Annotated in this window: 19 protein-coding genes; 9 read left to right on the top strand and 10 right to left on the bottom strand. The window is 38.4% G+C overall.

What is annotated here, in order from left to right; translation table 11 throughout:
• Positions 1 to 161 precede the first annotated feature (161 nt).
• Positions 162 to 461: an MGMT family protein gene (locus tag F564_RS0114095; RefSeq protein ID WP_028123217.1), complete on the top strand. Its 300-nt coding sequence runs from the start codon at positions 162 to 164 to the stop codon at positions 459 to 461.
• Between the two features lie 82 nt (positions 462 to 543).
• On the opposite strand, the gene F564_RS0114090 is transcribed toward F564_RS0114095, so the two are convergent.
• The 7 genes from F564_RS0114090 to F564_RS0114055 all read right to left on the bottom strand — a co-directional run bounded on the left by F564_RS0114090 (position 544) and on the right by F564_RS0114055 (position 8,722).
• A complete protein-coding gene (locus F564_RS0114090) occupies positions 544 to 3,054 on the bottom strand; it encodes a M1 family metallopeptidase (protein WP_028123216.1) in 2,511 nt (836 codons plus the stop codon).
• Positions 3,055 to 3,128: 74 nt separating this feature from the next.
• On the bottom strand, positions 3,129 to 4,046 hold the full coding sequence (locus F564_RS0114085) for a hypothetical protein (protein WP_028123215.1): 918 nt from the start codon (positions 4,044 to 4,046) through the stop codon (positions 3,129 to 3,131).
• Between the two features lie 9 nt (positions 4,047 to 4,055).
• A complete protein-coding gene (locus F564_RS0114080) occupies positions 4,056 to 4,850 on the bottom strand; it encodes a thymidylate synthase (protein WP_028123214.1) in 795 nt (264 codons plus the stop codon).
• Positions 4,851 to 5,001: 151 nt separating this feature from the next.
• The gene (locus F564_RS0114075; RefSeq protein WP_028123213.1) at positions 5,002 to 5,751 is read right to left on the bottom strand and encodes an SDR family NAD(P)-dependent oxidoreductase; all 750 of its coding nucleotides are present in this window, start codon (positions 5,749 to 5,751) and stop codon (positions 5,002 to 5,004) included.
• Positions 5,752 to 5,881: 130 nt separating this feature from the next.
• Positions 5,882 to 6,322 (bottom strand): hypothetical protein, encoded by a 441-nt coding sequence (locus tag F564_RS0114070; protein WP_028123212.1) that lies wholly within the window; start codon positions 6,320 to 6,322, stop codon positions 5,882 to 5,884.
• On the bottom strand, positions 6,315 to 7,748 hold the full coding sequence (locus F564_RS0114065) for a CCA tRNA nucleotidyltransferase (RefSeq protein ID WP_028123211.1): 1,434 nt from the start codon (positions 7,746 to 7,748) through the stop codon (positions 6,315 to 6,317). Before F564_RS0114065 ends, F564_RS0114070 begins: the two co-directional genes overlap by 8 nt.
• Positions 7,749 to 8,167: 419 nt before the next feature.
• Entirely contained in the window at positions 8,168 to 8,722 is a 555-nt protein-coding gene (locus tag F564_RS0114055; protein ID WP_028123209.1) for an L-threonylcarbamoyladenylate synthase, read from the bottom strand.
• A 285-nt stretch (positions 8,723 to 9,007) separates the two neighbouring features.
• On the opposite strand from F564_RS0114055, the gene F564_RS0114050 reads away from it, so the two are divergent.
• The 4 genes from F564_RS0114050 to F564_RS0114035 all read left to right on the top strand — a co-directional run bounded on the left by F564_RS0114050 (position 9,008) and on the right by F564_RS0114035 (position 14,412).
• Entirely contained in the window at positions 9,008 to 11,647 is a 2,640-nt protein-coding gene (locus F564_RS0114050) for a TonB-dependent receptor plug domain-containing protein (RefSeq protein WP_028123208.1), read from the top strand.
• Positions 11,648 to 11,666: 19 nt separating this feature from the next.
• On the top strand, positions 11,667 to 12,893 hold the full coding sequence (locus F564_RS0114045; RefSeq protein ID WP_028123207.1) for a hypothetical protein: 1,227 nt from the start codon (positions 11,667 to 11,669) through the stop codon (positions 12,891 to 12,893).
• 190 nt (positions 12,894 to 13,083) lie between these two features.
• The gene (gene pepE, locus F564_RS0114040; protein ID WP_028123206.1) at positions 13,084 to 13,776 is read left to right on the top strand and encodes a dipeptidase PepE; all 693 of its coding nucleotides are present in this window, start codon (positions 13,084 to 13,086) and stop codon (positions 13,774 to 13,776) included.
• Positions 13,777 to 13,818: 42 nt separating this feature from the next.
• Positions 13,819 to 14,412 (top strand): HD domain-containing protein, encoded by a 594-nt coding sequence (locus F564_RS0114035; RefSeq protein WP_028123205.1) that lies wholly within the window; start codon positions 13,819 to 13,821, stop codon positions 14,410 to 14,412.
• Between the two features lie 64 nt (positions 14,413 to 14,476).
• On the opposite strand, the gene secG is transcribed toward F564_RS0114035, so the two are convergent.
• A complete protein-coding gene (secG, locus tag F564_RS19330; RefSeq protein ID WP_034981683.1) occupies positions 14,477 to 14,818 on the bottom strand; it encodes a preprotein translocase subunit SecG in 342 nt (113 codons plus the stop codon).
• 509 nt (positions 14,819 to 15,327) lie between these two features.
• Here secG and F564_RS0114020 point away from each other — a divergent pair.
• Positions 15,328 to 17,325, top strand: coding sequence for a S9 family peptidase (locus tag F564_RS0114020; RefSeq protein WP_028123204.1), 1,998 nt, complete (start codon positions 15,328 to 15,330; stop codon positions 17,323 to 17,325).
• A gap of 61 nt (positions 17,326 to 17,386) precedes the next feature.
• On the opposite strand, the gene F564_RS0114015 is transcribed toward F564_RS0114020, so the two are convergent.
• A complete protein-coding gene (locus F564_RS0114015; protein ID WP_028123203.1) occupies positions 17,387 to 18,109 on the bottom strand; it encodes a hypothetical protein in 723 nt (240 codons plus the stop codon).
• A gap of 9 nt (positions 18,110 to 18,118) precedes the next feature.
• A complete protein-coding gene (locus F564_RS0114010) occupies positions 18,119 to 18,988 on the bottom strand; it encodes an aldose 1-epimerase family protein (protein WP_028123202.1) in 870 nt (289 codons plus the stop codon).
• A gap of 120 nt (positions 18,989 to 19,108) precedes the next feature.
• Here F564_RS0114010 and F564_RS0114005 point away from each other — a divergent pair, with 120 nt between their 5' ends.
• The 3 genes from F564_RS0114005 (at position 19,109) to F564_RS0113990 (ending at position 22,971) form a co-directional block, all read left to right on the top strand.
• Positions 19,109 to 20,278: a sensor histidine kinase gene (locus F564_RS0114005; RefSeq protein WP_028123201.1), complete on the top strand. Its 1,170-nt coding sequence runs from the start codon at positions 19,109 to 19,111 to the stop codon at positions 20,276 to 20,278.
• A 17-nt stretch (positions 20,279 to 20,295) separates the two neighbouring features.
• Complete coding sequence (locus F564_RS0114000; protein ID WP_028123200.1) at positions 20,296 to 21,417, top strand: DUF6438 domain-containing protein; 1,122 nt, start codon at positions 20,296 to 20,298, stop codon at positions 21,415 to 21,417.
• A gap of 204 nt (positions 21,418 to 21,621) precedes the next feature.
• Positions 21,622 to 22,971, top strand: coding sequence for a DEAD/DEAH box helicase (locus tag F564_RS0113990; protein WP_028123199.1), 1,350 nt, complete (start codon positions 21,622 to 21,624; stop codon positions 22,969 to 22,971).
• Positions 22,972 to 23,220: the final 249 nt, after the last annotated feature.

Here is a 23,220-nt window from a genome sequence, read left to right as displayed (position 1 = left end):
ACCTAATGTCTCATTAGCAAATCCCATCAAACTCGTGCCCTTGAGAATGGGGAAGCATGATATTGATGAGATTTTGTTTTCCCAGTCCTGGAACGGAGCATAATTTTGATGATCGCCGCTCTTACCTTGTGAGCGAAAAATTAATTAACTTTAAATAAAAAATGAACGAGCTATTCAAACAGCAGGTTTATGAGATCACCAGACTCATCCCCAAAGGAAGGGTTTCTACTTACGGCGCTGTGGCAAAAGCGGTGGGTTATCCCAATCATTCGCGCCACGTGGGCAATGCGATGGGCGGCTGTCCAAAGGATGTTCCTGCACACAGAGTCATCAGCAGTACGGGAAAATTATCCGTTCCTTCATTTCGAGAGCGCTTAGAAAAAGAAAATGTGACCGTCCAGGACAACTGGAAGGTCAAAGATTTTAAGACACACTTTTGGGATCCTTTGCAAGAGTTGTGAAAAAATGAAAATGAAAAGACAAAGCCAACTCGTTTGAGATGGCTTTGTCATTATTTAAAACAGAAAGTAATCGACTAAATCATTATTTATACGCTTCCAAAGTCTTGGTAATAGCATCAATCTGCTGGTGGATAGTGGGACTGTTTGGGTTGCTCTTCAGGACTTCCATTTTTTTGGCAAGGCCGTCTTTCAACATTTGGACAATCATCATTTTCACCTGTGGATTGTCCGGCATCTGAGACTTGGCCTGAAGCAAAACCTTAGTGACTTTTTCGGTCGCTTTCAGGTTGTCAGAACTCATAATCCAGTTGTAACCTTCCTCCGCAGATTTACCTAAGTCTGGATTTTGAAACTTGATGAAAGGGTAAAAGGCAACGGTTGTTCCAATTGCTGGCATCTGTTTATCGATTTTATTTTTTACAATGACAGGAAGTAATTTTGCAATAAGATCTTCAGAAGCATTATCAAGATCGATCTTGTCTGCCAATGCGGCAACTTTTGAAGGATCTGTCTCTGCAATTCCTGCTAATGAGGCACCTTTCACAGCATTAGACATTGCATTAATTCCTTTTTCATAAAGGGAAGCATATTTTGCATTCTTGGTCTTGGCCAGAGCAGAAATGGCTGCTGCCTGAACCAAAGTTTTAGGATCGTTGGATGCCAGTTTCTCTACATCTGCAGTCATAGCTTTTGCTTGGTCTGCATTAGAAAGATCGATCTGTTCCAGAGCCTGTTGTCTGATTCTGAAGAAGGGATCTTTAAGCGCTGCTGCCAAAAGTTTGATGACCGCAGGATTTTTCGCGTCTGCTCCTTTTACTGCATCTAGTGCTCTGTGTCTGCTCAAAAACTCTTTTGAATTCGTGAATTGTAGTAAGTTTTGCTCCGGTGTTTTGGTTTCTGTGATGTCAGAAAGCAGGATCCCGTCAGCATTAATATTGATAAGATCTGGTGTTTTGGAAGCATCAAAAGTAAACGTGTTTTTTGCTTTTGCCTCTACCCAAATGTTGGCACGCTTTGGTTTTCCATTGTCATAAACATCGATGGCTAAAGGAAATTCAAATGGTTTTTCCTGAGATTGATTGATGACCACAGTCACTTGTTTCTTCACAGGTTCATAAGTGGAAGTATAGCTCAGCTTGGGATTGCCGCTGCCAAAATACCATTGGTTGAAGAACCAGTTCAGGTCTTTACCAGATACTTTCTCGAAGGCTAATCTTAACTGATGCGCTTCTCCATTTTGATACTCATTGGTTTTAAGATAATCTGTGAGTCCTGCGAAAAAGGCATCGTCACCAAGGTAATTTCGCAGCATATGCAGGATTCCACCACCTTTATTATAGGTAATCGCATCGAAAACGTCTTCACGGGATTCATAATCGAATCTTACCAAATCCTTTTTGAAGAGTGCAGGATTGTGGATGTAAGCCGAGAGATCTTCTCTCAGGTGATAATCTGCATCGTCTTTACCGTATTTGTGCTCCAGCCAAAGGTATTCTGAATAGTTGGCGAAAGATTCGTTCACCGTCAGGTTGCTCCAGCTCTCTGCCGTCACTAGATCACCAAACCAATGGTGGAAAAGTTCGTGAGCGATGGTGTTTTCCCATTTGTTTTCATCTATCAGATCGCCCGGTTTTTGCTGAGCAGATTCCTGATGGAGTGTTGCCGTCGTGTTTTCCATTGCTCCGGAAACGAAATCTCTTCCTGTGATTTGCGCATACTTTGCCCAAGGATAATCGTAACCCAATCTTTTGGAATAGAACTCCATCATTTCTGGTGTTTTCCCAAAGATCTGTTTTGCATAAGGTTCATATTCTTTTTCAACGTAATAATCGACGTCAATGTTTCTCCATTTGTCCTTCACAACAGCATAATCTCCCACGCCCATAAAGAAAAGATAAGTCGAGTGCCTTTTGTCCATCACCCAGTGATCTGTTCTCAGATTTCCGGATTCTTTTTTGGAATCTTTCAGAAGCCCGTTGGACAGTGTGACGTATTGGTCAGGAACCGTCATGTAGATTTCCTGAGTTGTTTTCTGATTGGATTTATCGATGGTTGGGAACCAGGCGGATGAAGATTCGGTTTCGCCTTGTGTCCAGATTTGTGTTGGTTTATCTTTATCCTTGCCTTGCGCATTGATGAAATAAAGTCCTTTCGCATCATTGATGGCTGCACTTCCTTCTTGTTTTACTTCATTCGGACGCGCTGTATATTTGATGTAAACGGTGTAATCCTGATTTTTCTGATAAGTTTTGTCAAGTGTAATTTTCAGAACATCATTTTTATAATCGAATTTCAAAGCTTGTTTAGAACCATTTTTATCCAAAGCCACTTCGTGGATCAGCATGCCTTTGGCATCAAGCGTCAATTCATTGCTTGCATAAAAGAAAGGACTTGCAGTGAGCCATTCTTCGCCGTTCATCTGCTCTTTCTGATAATCGAAACTGACTTTCAGTTTGGTGTGTTTCAGCTCTGTGGTTTTGGCGTGGGTTGCTCTGTAAACGGGATTTCTCCCGGAAGTTTCGGTCTGGGCAAAAACGGTATTAGAATTAAAGATGGCACTCAGAAAAAGTGCCGCGATGAATATCTTCTTCATTTTTATATTGTTATTATTTTGATCAATTGATTAGATGAGTCTTTCATAATTAATTAAAGTTACGGTATTGCCCATTATTTTGTAATGCCATTTGCTTTTTTTAACAGATTAACTTCTTCATCGGTCCTTAAAATGAAGTTGTTTTGTAAAAGTTTTTCAATGGGTTCTTTATTGTCAGGATTTTTGAATCTCATCAATTCGAGTATTAGTGCGTCTTTACTGAAATCTTGATAATTCTCATTGGCGGTTTTTTCAAGATAAGAGATCATACTTTTCTGAAGTCTGTCTTTGTACCGTTCTCGGAAATGTTTGGTCAGATATAAAATGACGTAAGGGTTTTGTTCTCTGAAAGCTAGTTCTTCCAGTCGATTCTGAAAATATTGAGGATAAACCCTATGTCTTAACGCTTGGTTTAAGACATAGGTGCTTGTGTTATTACTATTGATTGAAATACTGTCAAGTTTAGTCAGTATCAAATCTTTTGCTTCATTCCCTTCATTTGTGTTTTTTAAATAGTCATCATAGAAAATTTGGGAAGGATGTAAATCGCCTACGATGCAACCGTTTTGTGAATAGATTTCTTTTTTCACATTTAAAAGCCGGAAGTAGAATATCGGTGTAAGGCTGGGAATACTTTTGGCAACTGCTAAATAAGAATAGAGGGAAACAACATTATTCTTATTAAAAGTTAGCTGGTAAAGTTCTTGAAGTGTGGCTTTCTTCTTTAATTTTTCAAATTCAAAAAAAGGAGTTGCAAGCTCAGTATCTGGATTTTGATGTCTATTTGCTCCTGTATCAAAATAATTAAGTGCTGAAATCTTCTTAACATCATCTTTTAGATTTGGCGGAACATTGAAGGAATCAAAAATTGCTTTTCCTTTTGGACCTACAACTTCAAGCAAGTCGGTGGCGTACGACTCTTTTTTTATATCTTCTTTTTTACAATTAAAGAAAATAATGAGTACGAATAAAAATTGTAAAGAAATTTTCAAATTGCCAGATTATATCGCCACAGGTGCCTTAATTCCCGGATGCGGATCGTAATTCTCCAAAGTAAAATCCTCAAAATCAAAATCGAAAATATCTTTGATCTCTGGATTGAGTTGCATCGTTGGCAATGGTCGCGTTTCTCGTGAAAGCTGCCTGTTCACCTGTTCAAAATGGTTGTTGTAGATATGAACATCGCCGAAAGTGTGCACGTAATCACCCACTTCCAGACCTGTAACCTGCGCAACCATCATCAATAAAAGCGCATAACTCGCAATATTGAACGGAACGCCTAAGAAAACATCGGCACTTCTTTGATAGAGTTGAAGCGACAGTTTCCCATTGGCCACATAAAACTGAAACAAGGCATGACAGGGAGCTAAAGCCATATCTGGGATTTCGGCAGCGTTCCAGGCAGAAACTATCAGTCTTCTCGAGTCCGGATTTTTTTTGATTTGTTCAATTACCTCGGAGAATTGGTCAACCACTTTTCCGTCTGCACCAGTCCAGCTTCTCCATTGTGCACCATAAACGGGCCCCAGATCGCCGTTTTCGTCCGCCCATTCATTCCAGATGGAAACGCCGTTGTCTGTGAGGTACTTGATATTGGTATCGCCTTTGATGAACCAAAGTAATTCATAAATGATCGATTTCAAATGAACTTTTTTTGTCGTCACCAAAGGAAAACCTTTCGACAAATCGTAACGCAATTGGTAACCGAAAATGCTTCGTGTTCCCGTTCCCGTTCTGTCCGTCTTATCCGTTCCGTTATCTATGATATGCTGAAGTAAGTCTAGGTAGTTTTGCATTTTGAATTCTAATTGAAGAGCCAAATTTAATTAAAACTAATTCAAAATCTCCATTCAAACTTAAAATTATCTTTATTGATACAATTTCGTTTTCCTGAAAAAAAAGCACTCACTTTTGATGAATGCTTCTATAATGATGTTTATCATTTTATTATACTGCAGTGTAACCGCCATCGATAAGGTAATATCCACCTGTCATGAAAGAAGATTTTTCAGAACTCAGGAATAAAACCAATTCTGCAACTTCTTCCGATGTTCCAAGTCTTCCCATGGGATGTTTTGCTATCAAAGCATCTTTTTGAGCTTTATCCAGTTGATTTAATAAGGGTGTGTCTATGTAACCAGGGCCAACAGCGTTGCAACGGATGTTTTTCTGTCCATATTCGGCACCGATGTTTTTTGTCAAACCAACAACAGCGTGCTTGGTAGAAGTATAAGCTGAGGAAAGTGGAGCAGCAACAGTTCCGTGGATAGAAGCGATGTTGACGATGACACCGCCGCCATTTTGTTCCATCTGTGTCAGTTCGTATTTACAGCCATAGAAAACGCCGTCTAGATTGATGCCTGTCACTTTTTTCCAGCCATCCAAAGTGTAATCTCCTGTTTGATTGGCTTCTCCACCAATTCCTGCATTGTTGCAGGCGATATCCAGTCTGCCGTAGGTCTCCACTGTTGCTTTTACCAAGGCTTCTACCTGCTCAGGATCAGAAGTGTCGGCTTTTACAAAAGTGGCTTCGCCTCCTGCAGATTTTATATCATCAACGGCAGCTTGGCCGTGTTCTACATTGATGTCAGATACAAGCACTTTGGCACCTTCTTTTGCGTATAATTTTGCGATTGCAAGCCCTATTCCGGAACCTCCGCCGGTAACAAGAGCTACTTTATTGTCAAGAATTTTCATAATAAATGGATTGTTTAATGATGATAAGTATGCAACAATAAATATGCAAAGCAAGCTTATGAAACGTTAATTATTTCATAAATGATTCATTTTGAAGCAATAAGGCTTTTGTTGGTCTTTTTGAAGGATATTACCTGATATCCAGAATCTTCTGACTTATCGTATTCAAAGTAAAGACGTCATTTGTCAGTTTGCCGTTCATCGCTTTTGCCAATGGAGATTCTGGTGAGATGCAGATGATCTTTTCGTTGTTAATTTTGATTTCACCCAAAGAAACCGAGATAAAGAACAAGCCTTTGTCGGTTTTTACAATCGCGCCTTTTTCGGCCTTATCGGAAGGTTTTGGTAAGATGGTTTTGAGAAAATCCTTTTGTTTCAAAATCTCATTCAACTGACCTTGTAGATTGTTGATTTCCTGCTGCAGCATTTCTCTTCCGGTCTCGTACTTGTCGCCCATAGAGCTTTTGGTATCGTTGCTGGATGCGCGGGTTTCAGCGATGAGTTTTTCGAAATTTTCGATTTTTTCGGAAAGCTTTTGCCCAATTATTTTTATTAATTCTTCTTTATTCATTGTTAATTACTAAAGTCAATCCCAACTTTCCAGCTTCATTAATTACAAATTCTCTGGCTTCAATTTTGTCATTTTTGATTTCTCCTTCAAGAATTGCTTCTTTTACTTTCTCTTTCAGAATTCCGATTTCTCTGCCAGGTTTCAATCCGAATAATTCCATAATTTCTTCGCCTGAAATGGGCGGTTGAAAGTTTCTGACCTGGTCTTTCTCCTCCACTTCTTTGATTTTTTTGGCCACATATTCAAAGTTTTGTTTGAATTTGGATTGCTTAGAATAATTCTTGGTCGTAATATCGGATTTGCAGAGTGTGAAAAGGTCTTCCAGATCTTCTCCAGCATCGAAAAGCAAACGGCGCAAAGCAGAATCCGAAGCGTCATCCGTAATCAGCGCAATGGGTCTTGCGTGCATTCTTACCATCTTTTCTACATATTTCTGTTCTTGCCCCAATGGGAGTTTCAAGCGTTTGAAAATCGATTTGATCATTTTGGAACCCAGAAATTCGTGGCCGTGGAAACTCCAGCCGATGCCTTCTACAAACTTTTTTGTCGGTGCTTTTCCGATATCGTGGAGTAATGCTGACCAGCGCAGCCAGAGTTGGTTTGTGTTTTCACAGATGTTATCCACTACAGCCAGTGTGTGGTAAAAATTGTCTTTATGTGTCTGTCCGTCGATATCTTCAATGCCTTTCAGCGCAGTCAATTCTGGAAGAATGTATTTTAAAAGTGACGTTTCTTCCAGAAGTTTCAGTCCTTTGGAAGGCTTTTCGGAAAGCATTATTTTATTGAATTCTACCATGATCCGTTCCATAGAAACGATTTTCATCCTTTCCGCTTCGTCTTTGATGGCTTGGAGAGAGTTTTCCTCGATTGTAAAATCCAAAGTGCTTGCAAATCGGATGGCACGCATCATTCTGAGTGGATCGTCGGAATAGGTCTGGTGTGGTTCCAGTGGTGTTCTCAGTGTTTTTCTGTTCAGATCACCCAGGCCATCAAAGGGATCAATCAGTTCCCCGAAGTTTTCCTGATTAAGGGAAATGGCCATGGCATTGATGGTAAAATCGCGGCGTTTCTGGTCATCTTGGATCGTACCGATTTCCACAGATGGTTTTCTGGAATCCTCGCTGTAGCTTTCTTTTCTTGCGCCAACAAACTCCAGTTCCAGATCTTTGTAGCGGAACATTGCTGTGCCATAAGTTTTGAAAACGGCTACTTTTGTTTTGGGATCAATTTCTTTGGCTATGGCTTCTGCCAGTTCTATCCCGCTGGCTTCTGTGACAAAATCGATGTCAGTTGGTGCTTTTCTTTTCATCATCAGATCGCGTACGAAACCGCCCACGGCGTAAACAGATTGACCGTTTCTGGAAGCGACTTCCGAAATGATTTTGAAAAGTTTGAGGTTTTTGTTTTGAGCTAGGTTGATAATCATTGGCAAATAAAATATTAGGTAATTGTGATCATTAATCGTTTATCAATTATCACTTATAATAATAGGCAAAGGTAATGCTTTTGGGAAAAGTTTGTACTATGCGAAGCGCGTAAGCGATAGTAGCGGTTATCCTTTTTTGTGGGCTTGCCAGCCCATAAAAAAGATAGTAGCGGATAGCGCGGTCTTCCTGTTTTTTGCGTGGGCTTTGGCTTGGGGAAAAACAGGAAGATACGCCCAGATGCTTAATAATCAGGACTTTTTGACATTTATTAGTAGTAGGGAAACTGCATTTAAGCAATTTTGTCCGAAAAAGTCGTTCGGTATTTTTTTTGCGATGAGAGTAAGTACAAAAAGTAGTTTTTTTTCATAGTTTATTTTTCCGGCGGATGATCTTGCAAAAGGTCATCCGCTGGTTTTTTTTATGCTCTTAGGATTTTGATCTGGCTGTTGTTCCAGATTTTGATTACAGAAGATCCCGGAAATTCTGATACCTTGTCGTGGAATTCTTCTATGGTGTAATCTACGGCATTTTTGATCTCTTGTGATATGTCAGAAAATTTCAAAGGTGATGTTTGTCCGCTTAGGTTGGCAGACGTGGAGACCAGAGGTTTGTTGAGTTTTGTGATGAGTTTTTTGCAGAAATCATTTTTTACCAGGCGGATTCCGATGCTTCCGTCTTCGGCGAGTAGTTCTTTGGGCAAGTTTTTCGGGTTGTCATAAACGATGGTTACAGGTTTTTCGCTGACATCCATGATTTGCCACGCCATTTCCGGCACGTCTACTAGGTCTTGCAGGCGCTTTTCGGATTCTACTAATATAATGAGTGATTTGTTGGCTTCTCTTTTTTTGATGTCAAATATTTTTTTGATGGCATCTGTGTTGGTCGCATCGCAGCCGATTCCCCAGATCGTGTCGGTAGGGTAAAGTATTGTTCCGCCGGATTGTAAAATTTCTAAAGCTTGGGTAAAATCCATTTTAAGAGTGATTTTTGGGAAATTTCTGATGTTAACACCAATTTAAAAGTTCAAAATACTGATTTGTAGTATTTTAAATATTTTAGTGAAATTCCGTAGTTAAGTTAATCTGCTGCAAATTTAACAATAAATGAACAGTTTTTTAAATCGACGTAATCTGTTAACTTTCATTTAACATCATCTTGGTTTTCTTAACAGGATGTTAAAGAATAGTTATTAATTCTTATACATTCCGATTGCTTATCAAAGCATTTCTTTGGCAACGAAGAAAAAAGTAAAGTCAAAATGAAAGTAAAAACAATAAGCATCAGTGCTTTGTTTCTTTGTATGTCCACCACAATGTTGTTGGCTCAAACTACAACTGATACGCTGAAAGGCGAGAAGAAAATCGATGAGGTAAAAATCAATGTAAGTACCAACAAAAAGACGGAAGCAGCAGTGTTGGGTGAGCAGAAGAAGGCCGTCATCCAGAAACAAGCGATCAGTGCAGAGGAGATTTCCAGAAAAGGAATTTCCAATGTAGAGCAAGGACTTACGAAGGTAACCGGAATCACCACGGTAGAAGGACGTGGACTTTTCGTAAGAGGTTTGGAAGAGCGTTACAATTATCTTTTGATCAACGGTCTTGGCTCGCCATCCAACAATCCATTCCAGGAAATCATTGCTTTGAAGCAGTTTCCTACTGATGTTGTCGGGAAGCTAAATATCTACAAAACTTTTAATTCCAATCTTTACGGAGATTTTGCAGGTGCTACTTTCGATATTGAGACTTTGACGATTGATAAAGCGTTCAGTAAGGTAGAATTTGGGATTGGTGTCAATACAGAAAGTACTTTTAGAAATTTCAAAATGGCTCAAGGTGCGGATGGTTTCGGAGGTTATTTGGGTCTTAATTCTAACGACAGGAGATTGCCATCTGCTGTTAGAAATAACAGACCAGACAATTACAAATTCAGCAAAGAACAGTCTCTTAAGGATTTCAAAGATTCCTGGAACGTTGATAATGTGAAATCTCTTCCTAATACAAGTATCGGTTTTACAACGGTACAGAAAGTTAAAGCGGGAGAAAGCGGAAGTTTAGGTGTTCTTTTTTCATTGAACCAGGCTAGCAATTACAAATATAACGAGGGACAAAACAATCAAATCATTTCCAACGGAAGCGAAGTGATTTACAGCAATGAGCTTTCTCAAAAAGAATATAATTACAATCTAGAATCCTCTGCATTGTTGGGATTAGCATATAAAAATAAAGGAACCAATATCCAATTGAATTCTATTTATTTGCAAAATGTATCCAATCTGATTCAGGATAACTTAGGATACAAAAATGGTGAAACCCTGAACAGGGATTTGACGTTTTTCCGAACCAACCAGATGGATATTTCCCGATTCTTGGACCTGCAATTATTAGCGTCTCAGAAACTGAACGAAAGGCATCAGATCAAAGTGGGAGGAAGTTATGTCATCAATAATTACAGCCAGCCAGATCGTAAGATTATGGAAGGAACTAGGACTGATCTCAATGGTAAGATGCTTCCCGAAGGACAACTAAGAATGAGTTACGGAGGTAATAACCTGGTAAGACAATATCTGGATGTTGATTCCAAATTCTACAGCTCTGGTTTTGCAGAATACACTGGTTTTTTCGGAAACAAAGGCGAAAGAAAAGAGTATCCGATACAGTTGAGCTTGGGTTACAATGGATTTGCGGACATCAGAAAGAACTCATACCGGTTTATCTACGGAAGACCTAATCCTACAGATTTCGCTAACAGAACGGTCATTGTAAACGTCGATAGTCCAGATTCTGTTTTTAATAATTCTATCAACAATGGTTTTCTTCATTATGAAGAAGGGTCCGATGCTTCGCAGTTTTTATCCAATCTCTATCAGTTCGTGAATGCAGGTTATCTAAGCCTAAATCTAAAGCCGAATGATACTTGGGATATTTTACTGGGTGGCAGGTACGAAAATGAGATGAGCATCATCAGATATTATGAGTTGAGTGCCGATCATCCGAATGAAATTGTTAAAAATAAAGATTATTTTTTGCCATCACTTTCCATCAAAAAAGCTTTGAACAGCAAGAGCAACCTTAGATTTTCATTCAGCAAAACTTTGACAAGACCAGTTCTTATCGAGTTGATGCCTATTACTTATATCAATCCTGATAACTCGCAAATCCAAGGAAATCCTAATGTTAAAAACAGCGAAAATTACAATGTTGATTTGAAATGGGAATTTTATCCTTCAGCAAAAGAACTTTTCTCAGCCAATATTTTTGCGAAAAGACTTAATAATCCGATAGAGAGGTCTTTCTTAGCATCCAGTAATGCTACTGGAGTTACAGAGACATTTTTCAATGCAAAATCAGCACAGTTGGCTGGGATAGAGTTGGAAGCAATTGTCTCTCTATCTAGATTTTCAGAATCTCTGGATCAATTTACTTTTGGAACCAACGTTACCTTGATGTATTCTGATGTGAAGAGAAGTGTAGACCAATTGAAAACTGAAAAACCTAATATTCCGGGCTTTACTGATGATATGCTTCACAAAAGAGCTTTGCAGGGAGCTGCGCCGTACGTCATCAATGCCGACTTGAAGTATGAGATCAAAAATGCCAAGAACTTCCCAACCATTTTGTCTTTGGTTTATAATGTAAGTGGTAAAAAAATCTATACGGTTGGAGCTGCGGGTGCCGATGTGTTTTACGAAAAACCAATCAATCTATTAGATTTTGTTGCTCAAAAACAAATTGACAAAAACTGGAATTTGAAATTCAGTGTGAAAAATATTCTTAATGCAAAATACAAATTGGAACTAGGCGATAGAAGCTATATCCCAATGAATGCCTATACAAACCTTAATTACAAAAATTACTACGGCGGTGTAGATTTCAGCGCCACAGTGGCTTACACTTTCTAATAAATAAAATAGATATAAAATGAAAAAGAACGTTTTACAATTAATTGCAATTGCAGCCATCCTAGGCACAACCATTACTTCTTGTTCTGTTGACATTACAGATGGATTCGAAAATTCTACAACTACGCCCACGACCCCTACAACAACTGATGGTGTTATGAGTGGAAGTGGCAACCTAACTGGAACGATCACAAAAAATTTATTAATTAAAAAAGGTAATTACACGCTGGAAGGTGTGGTGAAAATCACAAACGGTGCTACAATTACAATAGAACCAGGTGCCAACTTTACGGTATCTACTGCAAAAACAAGCAGCCTTGTAGTCCTTCAAGATGGCAAAATAGATGCTCAGGGAACGGCATCAGAACCAATTGTCTTTTCTACAGCTACCAAAGTTCCTGGTGATTGGGGCGGTATTACGCTTTACGGCAGTGCGCCTATCAAAGCCGTTAATGGCAATACAACTGCACTTTCAGAAGACGGTAATGCGGTTTATTACGGTGGATCTGATGCCAATTCTAATTCTGGTGTTTTAAAATATGTAAGAGTAGAATATGCAGGGAAAAAAATCGGAGACGGAACTTCTGAAACCAATACATTTACTTTCTATTCCGTAGGTGCAGGAACTGTTTTAGAAAATCTTGTGGCGTACAAAGGCACAGATGACGGCTACGAATTTTTTGGAGGAACTGTGAGTGCAAAAAATATCGTTTCTTACGGTAATTATGATGACTCTTTTGACTGGCAAGATGCTTGGAGCGGACAGAACAATACCAACTGGTTTGCTTACCAAACAGGAATTGGTAACTTCGGAATGGAAATAGAATCTTCTTCAAACGTGGACAACACACCTCCGAAAATTTCCAATATCACACTATTCAGAAATGCAAACACCAATCCCGAAACTGCAGGATCTATAGAAGTTTCTGCAATACAGTTCAAAAAACAAGGTACAGGACTCTTCTCCAATGTTTATATCAGCGGTTACAAAAACACTGGCGGTAAATCGGCTTACTCTGTTTTGATCCAGGATGCAGCAACAGAAACGAGTCAAGTTCTTACAGGTAAAGTAAAGGTTGAACCTATCAATTATGCAGATTCTGACAATCTTGGCGCTTGGGGTTATGCTTACACACCAAATGGTGGCAAGACTTTCACAAATGCGACAACGGTTACCAAAGTTGCCTTAACCTCAGGAGCTTGGGCTACTGTAGATGGTGTAGATCTATTGACAGCACTCAAATAACTTCTTTTTTCTTCATATAAAATCAAATTTATTTGAGCCCGCAATTTATTTTGCGGGCTTTTTTTGTTTTAAATTAAAACAAAAAAAGAACCACAACAACTAAAATGTTTTCTACCAACATTGCAAAACAATTCCGAAATTTGAACCATCAACCATCAACCATCAACCATCAACCATCAACTATAAAAAAATGAACATCATCCTCGCATCTACTTCCACACTTTTTGGCGGTCAGTATTTGGAATATTTGAAACCAGAACTGATCAAACTTTATGAAGGTATTACAGAGATTATCTTCATTCCATTTGCCAGACCAAGCGGCATTTCCCACGAAGATTACACCCAAAAAGCAAAGGAGTTTTTCGCAAGCATCAGTATCAATGTCAAAGGTCTTCACGAATTTGAAGATAAAACAGAAGCGGTCAATTCCGCACAGGGATTCTTCACGGGCGGCGGCAACACTTTTCTTTTAGTCAAAACCCTCCACGAATTGGGATTGATGAAAGTCCTGAAGCAAAATGTAGAATTAGAAAAACCCTATCTTGGTTGCAGTGCAGGCAGCAACATTGGCGGCGTCAATATGAAAACCACCAATGATATGCCGATCGTTTATCCTGCAAGTTTCGACTGTATGGGATTGGTTCCTTTCAATATCAATCCGCATTATCTGAATCCAAACCCTGAGATCAAGCACAATGGCGAAACCAGAGAAACCAGGATCAAAGAATTCCTCACGCAGAATGATCTCAAAGTTGTCGGGCTTCGGGAAGGCAACTGGATCAGAAGAGTCGGGAACAGAATCACAACAGAAGGTTCAGAACTAACGAGGATCTTCGAAAAAGGAAAAGAACCGTACGAGATAGAATCCGGTACAGAATTGTAGAACGCCCTGCTTCTGGCATTAGAAATCAACATAAAGTCAACCATGAAGATCCAAAAAGAAATAGATTTCATCTTAGCAATAGATGCTCTCAAAAATGTGAACAGAAGAAATTACAACGCAGACGATTCACGGAGAGAAAACACGGCAGAACACAGCTGGCAAATCGTTGTTCTGGCCCAGGTTCTTTACCCTTATGCAAAAGATAATACGGAGATCAACCTCCTGAGAGTGATCAGAATGCTCTCCATTCACGACCTGGTAGAGATAGATGCCGGTGACACTTTTCTGTTTGATGAAGAAGGGATGAAGGGGAAATTCGAACGTGAAAAGATTGCTGCCAAAAGAATCTTCGGGATTTTGGATGAGCCGCTTTCTACCGAGTTTTACCAGCTCTGGATAGAGTTCGAGGAGGAGAAAACACCTGATGCAATATTTGCCTGTGCGATTGATAGAATCATGCCCTTTATCCTGAATGCGCACACTTCAGCAAAAAGCTGGACAGAAGCCGGCGTCACCGAGAAACAAGTTCGTACAATGCTGGAGGCAGCCATTTGCAGAGCGTCTGATGATCTAGGAGATTGCTTCAAAGTGTTGATGGAAAGATGTCTGGATGACAAGAAAATAAGAAGAGACTAAAATACCACAAACAAAATCGCCCCGAATATTTCGAGGCGATTTTTATTCTTAGAATAAGTTTCTATTATTTGCTTACAGGAACCTGTGTTGCTGGTGCCGTGTTGGCTGGAGCCTGTTTTACAGGTGCTTCAGATTTTGCGGGTGCAGGCATTGTAGGTATCACTTGCGAAGGTTTTCCTGTAAGGATAATGCTTAGGAAAATCAAAACAACAATAGTTCCTCCTAGAGTCCAAGTTGCTTTTTCCATAAAATCATTGGTTCTCTGCACACCAAAATTGGTAGCAGATGCACCTCCGAAAGTCCCGGAAAGACCGCCTCCTTTAGGATTCTGAGCCATGATGATGATAACTAATAAGATGCTAGCAATGATAATCAGGATCATAAACAGCGTAAATATTGTGCTCATAGTATAGTCTTAGTAATAAATTTTGAAGCGCAAATATATGGATTTTAATCAATAATAAAACTTATTTCTTAATAAATTTCACAATGTTCGTTTCCTTGCTTAATGGTTTCTGTTTAGCGAAATCAACCATGGTTATTAAGTCTGGACAGATCAATTTTACTTCCCAAGAAATCATTTTTTTTGAAATTACTTTTTCGGATTTATCAATCAATTCACCAGCTTCCTGAAATTGAGTTTTAATTCATTAAACTCAAAATGACAGAGGAGTTTACACTCATGAAACAGGGCTTGTAAATCAATGAGTTGATAGGGTTTTGGTGTTTAACTAATTATTTTACCAACTGGTTTTGACGGTATCGCATCTTTTTTAATTAATTTTGGGCAGCTATTTCCGCCTTCCGTTCCCAATCTTTTTTTTCTTGGGCTTTCCCAATAGCAAAAAAAAGGATTTCCACTCAAGTCGGGCTGCAGCTGATTCAATTGTAATACCTTAATTTATATTCACTTCAATGAAATTAAAACATATCCTCACTGCTATGGCAGCAGCACCTTTTATGATGAATGCACAACAGGTCATGACACCGGAAATCATGTGGACGCTCAATCGGTTAGGCGTTCAGTCGGTTTCTCCGGATCATCAGTCGCTGATTTATAAAGTCAGCAAAACAGATCTCAAAACAGAAAAGTCCAATTCAGAAGCTTTTTGGCTGGATCTTGCCGGGAAATCTACCAAAATTGATTTAGGCAAAAAGAGTGTGATCCAATGGGACAAAAACGGGATTTATGCTTTAGAAAACAACAAAATTTATTTATCAAAAGATGCCGGAAAAACCTGGACAGAATTTTATAACATCGGCGAAGTTGACAACATCGTGATCTCTCCGGATGGGAAAAAAGTAGCTTTCAGCAAGGCCGTTCATACCGAAAATCTTCTGGGGAAAGACAAGTATAAAGATTTGCCAAAAACAACGGCCCAGATTTATACAGACCTGAACCACCGTCATTGGGATGCTTTCAACGAAGGTTCTTACAACCACGTTTTCACAGTTAATACTTCGGAATCTGTAGATAAAGCAAAAGATCTTTTGGATGGTAAACCTTTCGATTCGCCTCAGAAACCATTTGGTGGTGCAGAAGATTTTGTCTGGAGTCCGGATTCTTCGCAATTGCTTTACGTTTCCAAAAAGAAAAGCGGCGCAGACTATGCACAAAGCACCAATACAGACCTCTATTGTTATGATCTTGCAAGTGGCGTTACCAAAAATATCACAGAAGGAATGATGGGTTACGATGTGAACCCGAAATTCAGTCCGGATGGGCAATTTCTGCTTTGGAACTCTATGGCCAGAGATGGTTATGAAGCAGACAAAAATGACATTATGGTAATGGATTGGAAGTCGATGAAGTCAGAAAATCTGACAAAAGCTTGGGACGAAAGTCTAACTGGCGAGGCTGCCTGGAGCCAGGACGCGAAACAGATTTATTTCACTTCAGCTTTCAGAGGAACAAAACAGTTATTTTCTGTGGATGTGAAAAACAAATCGGTTAAACAGATCACGAAAGGCGATTTTGATATCAATGAGATCGTTCTGGAAAACAAAGGCAAACTTTGGGTGACAAAAACAGATATCAATCACAATGCGGATCTCTTCGAGGTGGATCTTAAAAATGCTTCTTTAAAACAGATTACCGATATTAATAAAGACAATTACAACCAATTAACTTTCGGGAAATCCGAACTTAAAATGGTGAAAACGACAGATGGAAAGGAGATGGGCGTCTGGTTTCATTACCCACCCAACTTTGATCCCAATAAAAAATATCCAACCTTAGTTTATTGTCAAGGCGGACCACAATCTGCACTCACGCAGTTTTTCTCCACCAGATGGAACTTCGCTTTGATGGCTGCAAACGGCTACATCGTAGTGGCCCCCAACAGACGCGGAATGCCGGGCTGGGGCGTAAAATGGAACGAAGCAATCAGCGGAGACTGGGGTGGACAACCTATCAAAGATTATTTGTCGGCAACCGATTTTGCCAAAACGTTGCCTTACGTAGATGGCAGTAGAGTAGCAGCTGTTGGCGCGAGTTACGGCGGATATTCTGTATTTATGCTGGCTGGCGTTCACGAAAATAGATTCAAAACCTTTATTGCACATGATGGTTTGTTTGATATGAAATCTTGGTACGGAACCACTGAGGAACTGTGGTTCGCCAATTGGGATTTGGGCGGAAACTATTGGCAAAAACCAACGCCGAAAGCCTATTCGGACTTCAACCCAAGTAATTTTGTGCACCAATGGAACAAGCCGATGATGGTCATCCAGGGCGGAATAGATTTCCGGGTGCCATACGAGCAAGGACAGGAAGCGTTCCAGGCGGCGAAACTGAAAGGTCTGAAAACCAAATTCTTGTACTTTCCGAACGAAAACCATTGGGTACTTCACCCACAAAACGGTTTGGTTTGGCAGAGAGAATTCTTTGATTGGCTGAAGGAAACGTTGTAGAACATCACAAAAAAGTGTCAGAGATTTTCTGACACTTTTTTGTTTTTAAGAAATGATAATTTCACAAATCTTTAAATGTAGTTTTCAATCTGTAATTTATCAATTCAGACAAGTAGATTCCTTTGATAGGTATTGCAATATGGTTTTCAATTTTATAAAACAGTTTTGGATAATATCTTTGTCGTGAATCATCATTTAAGTGCGAAACGTTGAATCTTTCATTTTTTAAATGGGCGGCAAAACCTTTTAGAACATCAATTCCATCTGTTTGGTCTTCACTTGAAATGAATTTTGGATAACTGAAGTAATTTCCATCTTTGTCTTTGAAAACATTGTCAAATTGATATTTGTGATGAAAAAAATGACCATCATCTTTGTTTTTTATTAAATATAGTATAACAGTATCTTTTTCCGCAAACCCAGGACTTCCATAATGGTCATAAGCTAAAAATTCGATCGTGTCTGTTTTGGTATCATTCAATATTTTGCTGATGACTTTGTATTTGCATCGGAAAGCATTGTCCATCACATATTTTTCTTTAATAACAGTGACAGAATCGCCTGTTTCTTCATCTGCTATTTTTTCAGACTTTTGATTTTTATCTTGCTTTTCATTAGGGTCAAATTCTATCACTGATATTTTTTCTCCAACGAATGCATAGAGATTAAGTGACTCATTGATGCCTTCAAAAGGTACATCTTTTGATGTATTTATAATCGCTGATTGGCAACTTATCAAAAAAGTCGAAAGTAATAATGGTCTAATTAATCGGTTGGCCTTCATAGTTAAATTTTACACAATCTCAACCGCCCAATCAGCTTTCCATTCACCACTAATTTCCAGTTTCAAAATCCCAAATTTCTCTGTCAATTCCTGATTGTGATCTTCCAGATCAGCAATGCCTTGCCAAGGTTCCAGACAAACAAAATCCGCATTTTTTGCGGCCCAAATCCCGAAATAAGGGAAATTGGAAAATGTGAAAACTATTTTATGATCGTTTTGATGATTTCTCAGAATCAATTCTTTACTTTTCATTTCCGTCATTACCAAAGCATCTTTGGCGAACAGCTCGTAGGACAGCGGCAACGTATTGTTTTCGAGATAGATAGTTTCGGTTTGCTGACCTATTAGATTATCAATCAATGGATGGATTTCCAGTTTTTCGTCATCAGAGAAGCCGATTTCATAATCATCATATTTCAACCCGTTTTTTGTATCGATTGCAAATCCAGGATGTGCGCCCAGAGAAAAATACATTTCGTTTTTTGATGTGTTTTTCACCGTGTAAGAAACCGTCAATTTGTTATCAGTCAAAGTATATTTGATTTCCAAACTGAAATCGAAAGGATAAAACTTCAGCGTTTCCTCATCAGAATTCAGTTCAAAAACCACTTCTTCACTCTCCGTTGAGCTTTTGACGTCAAAAAACTTTCGCCTTGCAAATCCGTGGCGTGGCATTTCGTATGTGGCGCCGTCGAAAACGTATTTGTCATCTTTCAAAGCACCAACTGTGGGAAACAATACGGGACTTTTTCCAGCCCAAAAATCAGGATTTCCTTCCCAGATAAGTTCTTTCCCGGTTTCAAGATTGATAAGCGAAACCAATTCTGCACCCAGTTCATTGAAAGTGGCTTTTAGTTTTGTATTCTGAATCGTAATCATTGTCTTTAATTTTATCGAGTACAAATATCTAAATTAATCTTGATTTTTAGTCTAATATCTAAGGTCTAAAATCTAACATCTTATACAATAAATTCCTAAATTGCCGTTTTATAAGCAAGAATGAAAGGTTTTAATTTTCTGAAAAGGATCAACAGTTGGGTGGTGTACTTTATACTCACGGCGATTGTACTTGGTATTGCAGTTTCTTCTTTTCTAATTATTGACAATCTTAGGAAACAGGAGATTCAGAAAATTAATCTGATCGGCACAGCTTTAAAAGCTTATACAGACGATGAGATTTCAGCAGACCCAAAGATTCAGGAGCTGTATCTTGCTGTAATGCAGGATAATACCAATCTTCCAATTGTTGTTACAGACAAAAATAAAACGCCGATTTTCCAAGCCAATGTTCCCGAATATATAGAGCAAGATCCTGTAAAACTGAAGAATCTCATCAGGAAAATGGAAAATTCTTACGATCCTTTTGTCGTAGAATTACCATCCGGAGAAGATCAGTTTATCTATTATGATAACTCAGATCTGCTGAATTATTTTCGATATTATCCTTACGTGATTGCATTGTTTATTGGTGCTTATCTGATCTTTTCCTTTTGGTTTCTGAGAACTTTGAAGAAGACCGACGAGGGTTTTGTCTGGGCTGGTTTGGCCAAAGAAACGGCACATCAGATTGGAACACCATTATCATCAATGATCGGCTGGGTCGAGATTATGAAGCTTGAAGATGAAAACGGTTTGGGCGTCAAAGAACTGGAGAAAGATGTTGAAAGGCTGAAAACGATCTCTGAAAGATTCTCAAAAATAGGTTCGATTCCTGCGCTGAATGATCTGGATATCAATGAAACCGTTCAGCAGAATTTTGATTATCTGAAATCCAGAATTTCTACCAAAGTTGATTTTACTTTTAGAAAAACGTACGAACCGATTTTGATTCCGCACAGTAAAATCCTGATGAGTTGGGTGATAGAAAACCTGATCAAAAATGCTGTCGATGCGATGAAAGGCGAAGGGAGACTGGAGCTCAGTCTTTACAAAAAACATAAAAACGTTTATATAGACGTGACCGATACCGGAAGCGGAATGACCAAGCAGCAAGTCAGAAATGCCTTCAAACCGGGATTCTCAACCAAAAAACGTGGTTGGGGATTGGGGCTTTCCTTAACCAAAAGAGTCGTGACAGAATATCACAGAGGCGAAGTTAAAATTGCCAATTCTGAAGTGGGGAAAGGAACTACTTTCAGGATTATTTTGAGAGAGGAGCAGAAGGGGTAAATCCAGTTGTTAAATTTATGAAAACATTCTATCAAATATTTTTGTTGATTATAATTTTGGTTTCCTGTAAATCTGAGAAAGAAAAACAATTCGAAAAAAATATTGTTGGTGAATGGAATTTTGTGAAAAAAGTTAAATTAAAACAAGCAGGTAATAAACAATTAATTGAAGAACCATCTTCTCCGTTTTTAGGAAATTTGGGTGGTTTTGTTATTAACGAAAATGGAACTTTGATTGATAAAGTCGGATTTTTTGATTTTGATGAGGGAAAATCTAGAGAGGAAAGAAGGATATTGTACAAAGGTGATTCAACAAACTATGAAATCACTGATGACAGTTTGAAAATCTGTAATCCTATCGGAAAGTCTTGGGATAAATATAAAATCATCTCTGTTACTGATGACACTTTAACGCTTCAAAAAAATCAAGGCTATTATTTAAAGTATTACAAACCAACTTACAAACCAAATCCAAATGAAACTTTCGATAAAATAATCATTTCATCTTCGGGATGTTACGGGACTTGTCCTATTATGAGTGTCGAGTTCAATAAAAATGGAAAAGTGTTTTATTTAGGTGAAAAATATAATACGGTTAATGGATTTTATACTGCGAATATTTCAAAATCACAATATCAGAAAATCGAAAATTCATTTAAAAAAACGAATATAAATAGACTTAAGAATTCCTATTCTGCTGATTTTACTGACTTAAATACGGTGACTATTTCATTTGTTAAAAACAATGAAATTGTTAAGACCATTTCTGATTATGGTGGTGAAGCTCCATCAGAATTAATTATGGCATATAGGAAAGCAATGTATAGATACCAGTTGATAAAATTATCTAAATTTGAAACAAACAAAAATCTTGCAAATCCCACATTTTTCAATCTTTATATTGGTGAAAAAATTATTTTTTTGGAGCAATCAGAAAGATTTCTACTTTTAAATGGAATTTTAAATGGTAAGAAAGTTCATATTAATATTAATGAAAAGTATAGATTAAAATTTTCTGATGTTGATAAAGATTTCAATATGCAAACAGACGGAAGGTTCTATAAATATCAAAATCAAGTCTACGATATTGGATATAATTTTATTGAAATTAATAATTTAGAAAGTAGAATAGAACCTTAGACTTATAGATTAAAATTCCTCCTTGATTTCAAAATCCCTATCTTTGCCGATTGAAACCAAAAAGAAATTCAACTTTCTAAGTTTCTCTTTAGTACCTTAAAATAAATTTTCCCAGATGAACCATCCATCTTCCAAAATTTCTGTATCAGATATTCAGACTATTATGGATGCACCATTGGACCTTAAAAAAATAAATAAATTCAGATGAAAACCACTTTTGCAGACTTCGATTTACCGGAAAAGATTCTGGATGTTCTAGCCGATCTCAACCTTTTTGAACCAACACCTATTCAGGAAAAAAGCATCGGACCGATACTTTCCGGACGCGACGTGATGGGAATTGCCCAAACCGGAACAGGTAAAACTTTGGCTTACACACTTCCGGTTCTTAAAACCTGGAAATACAACAAAACAGGAAATCCAACGGTTTTAGTTTTGGTGCCAACCAGAGAATTGGTGGTACAGGTAGCAGAAGTCATCACAAAAATGACGGAGAATCTGACCGCAAGAGTAATAGGAATCTACGGTGGGAAAAACATCAATACACAAAAATTATTGTTCAATGACGGTTGCGACATCTTGGTGGGAACGCCTGGTAGAGTCATGGATCTGGCGATTGACAACGCAATCTCTTTGAAAGAAGTTGGTAAATTGATCATCGATGAGTTTGATGAAATGTTGAATCTTGGTTTCCGTCCACAGCTCACGCACATCTTCGAAATGATGAAGGAGAAAAGACAAAATATTCTTTTTTCTGCGACGATGACCGATGCTGTAGATGCTTTGTTGAACGAATATTTCGCTGGCCCGATTGAGATTTCACTCGCAAGATCCGGAACACCTTTGGAGAAGATTTCACAATCTGCAGTTCCGGTTGAGAATTTCAACACCAAACTGAATCTCTTAATTCACCTTCTTAAAACAGAAACGGATTTAGAAAAAATTCTGATTTTCGCTAACAATAAAAAACACGCCGACCTGATCTTCGAAAAACTGAATGTGGAATTTCCTGATCAATTTGGTGTGATCCATTCCAACAAATCTCAGAATTTCCGTTTGAGAGTGATGCAGGAATTCACCAATGAAGAATTGCGAGGCGTGATCACCACAGATATTATGGCGAGAGGTCTGGATATTCCGGATATTTCGCACGTTTTCAACTTCGAGATTCCAGAAGTTCCGGAACAGTATATCCACAGAATCGGTAGAACTGGTCGTGCGGACAAAGAAGGGATCTCTATCAGTTTCTTTACCAAAAAAGAAGAAGCACAACTTTTGGATATCGAACTTTTGATGGACAGAGAAATCAAAAAAACCGAATTCCCGGAAGCTGTAACGATCTCAAAACTAAAAATCGCATCAGAACAGGAGGAAGTGAAGATGAAATTCTTAACTACTGCCAAACTGAACGAAGGCGATTCTGCTTTCCACGAGAAGAAAGCCAAGAACAAGAAAACCAATATGGGTGGACCGAGCAAGAGAAAAGAACCGAAAAAATTTGGGGCAAACAGGGCTCAGCAAAAAGCAAAATCTATTGCCAAGAGAAAGAAATAAGATACTATTTAGAAATAAAAAAAGAGATTCCAATTTGGATAGTCATGGTCGGAAGAAAATTCCGACCATTTTTTATGTTTTAAAGACTTTAGCAGGATCTCCGCCTGCGAAAACAATCAGAATAGCTGTAATCATGTCTCGAAGCTCCATTGCAATGCGTCTTTTGGAAGTTTTATAACTCAATTCGTTTGCTTTTTTATAGATCAAAAGTAACATTGATGCAATCATCGTCATGTAAACCATTACCTC

Origin of the sequence: Epilithonimonas tenax DSM 16811, assembly GCF_000428485.1 — a bacterium.
Taxonomy (GTDB): domain Bacteria; phylum Bacteroidota; class Bacteroidia; order Flavobacteriales; family Weeksellaceae; genus Epilithonimonas; species Epilithonimonas tenax.
Note: the sequence above shows the minus strand (reverse complement) of the source record. Positions and strands in the feature narration are given on the sequence as shown.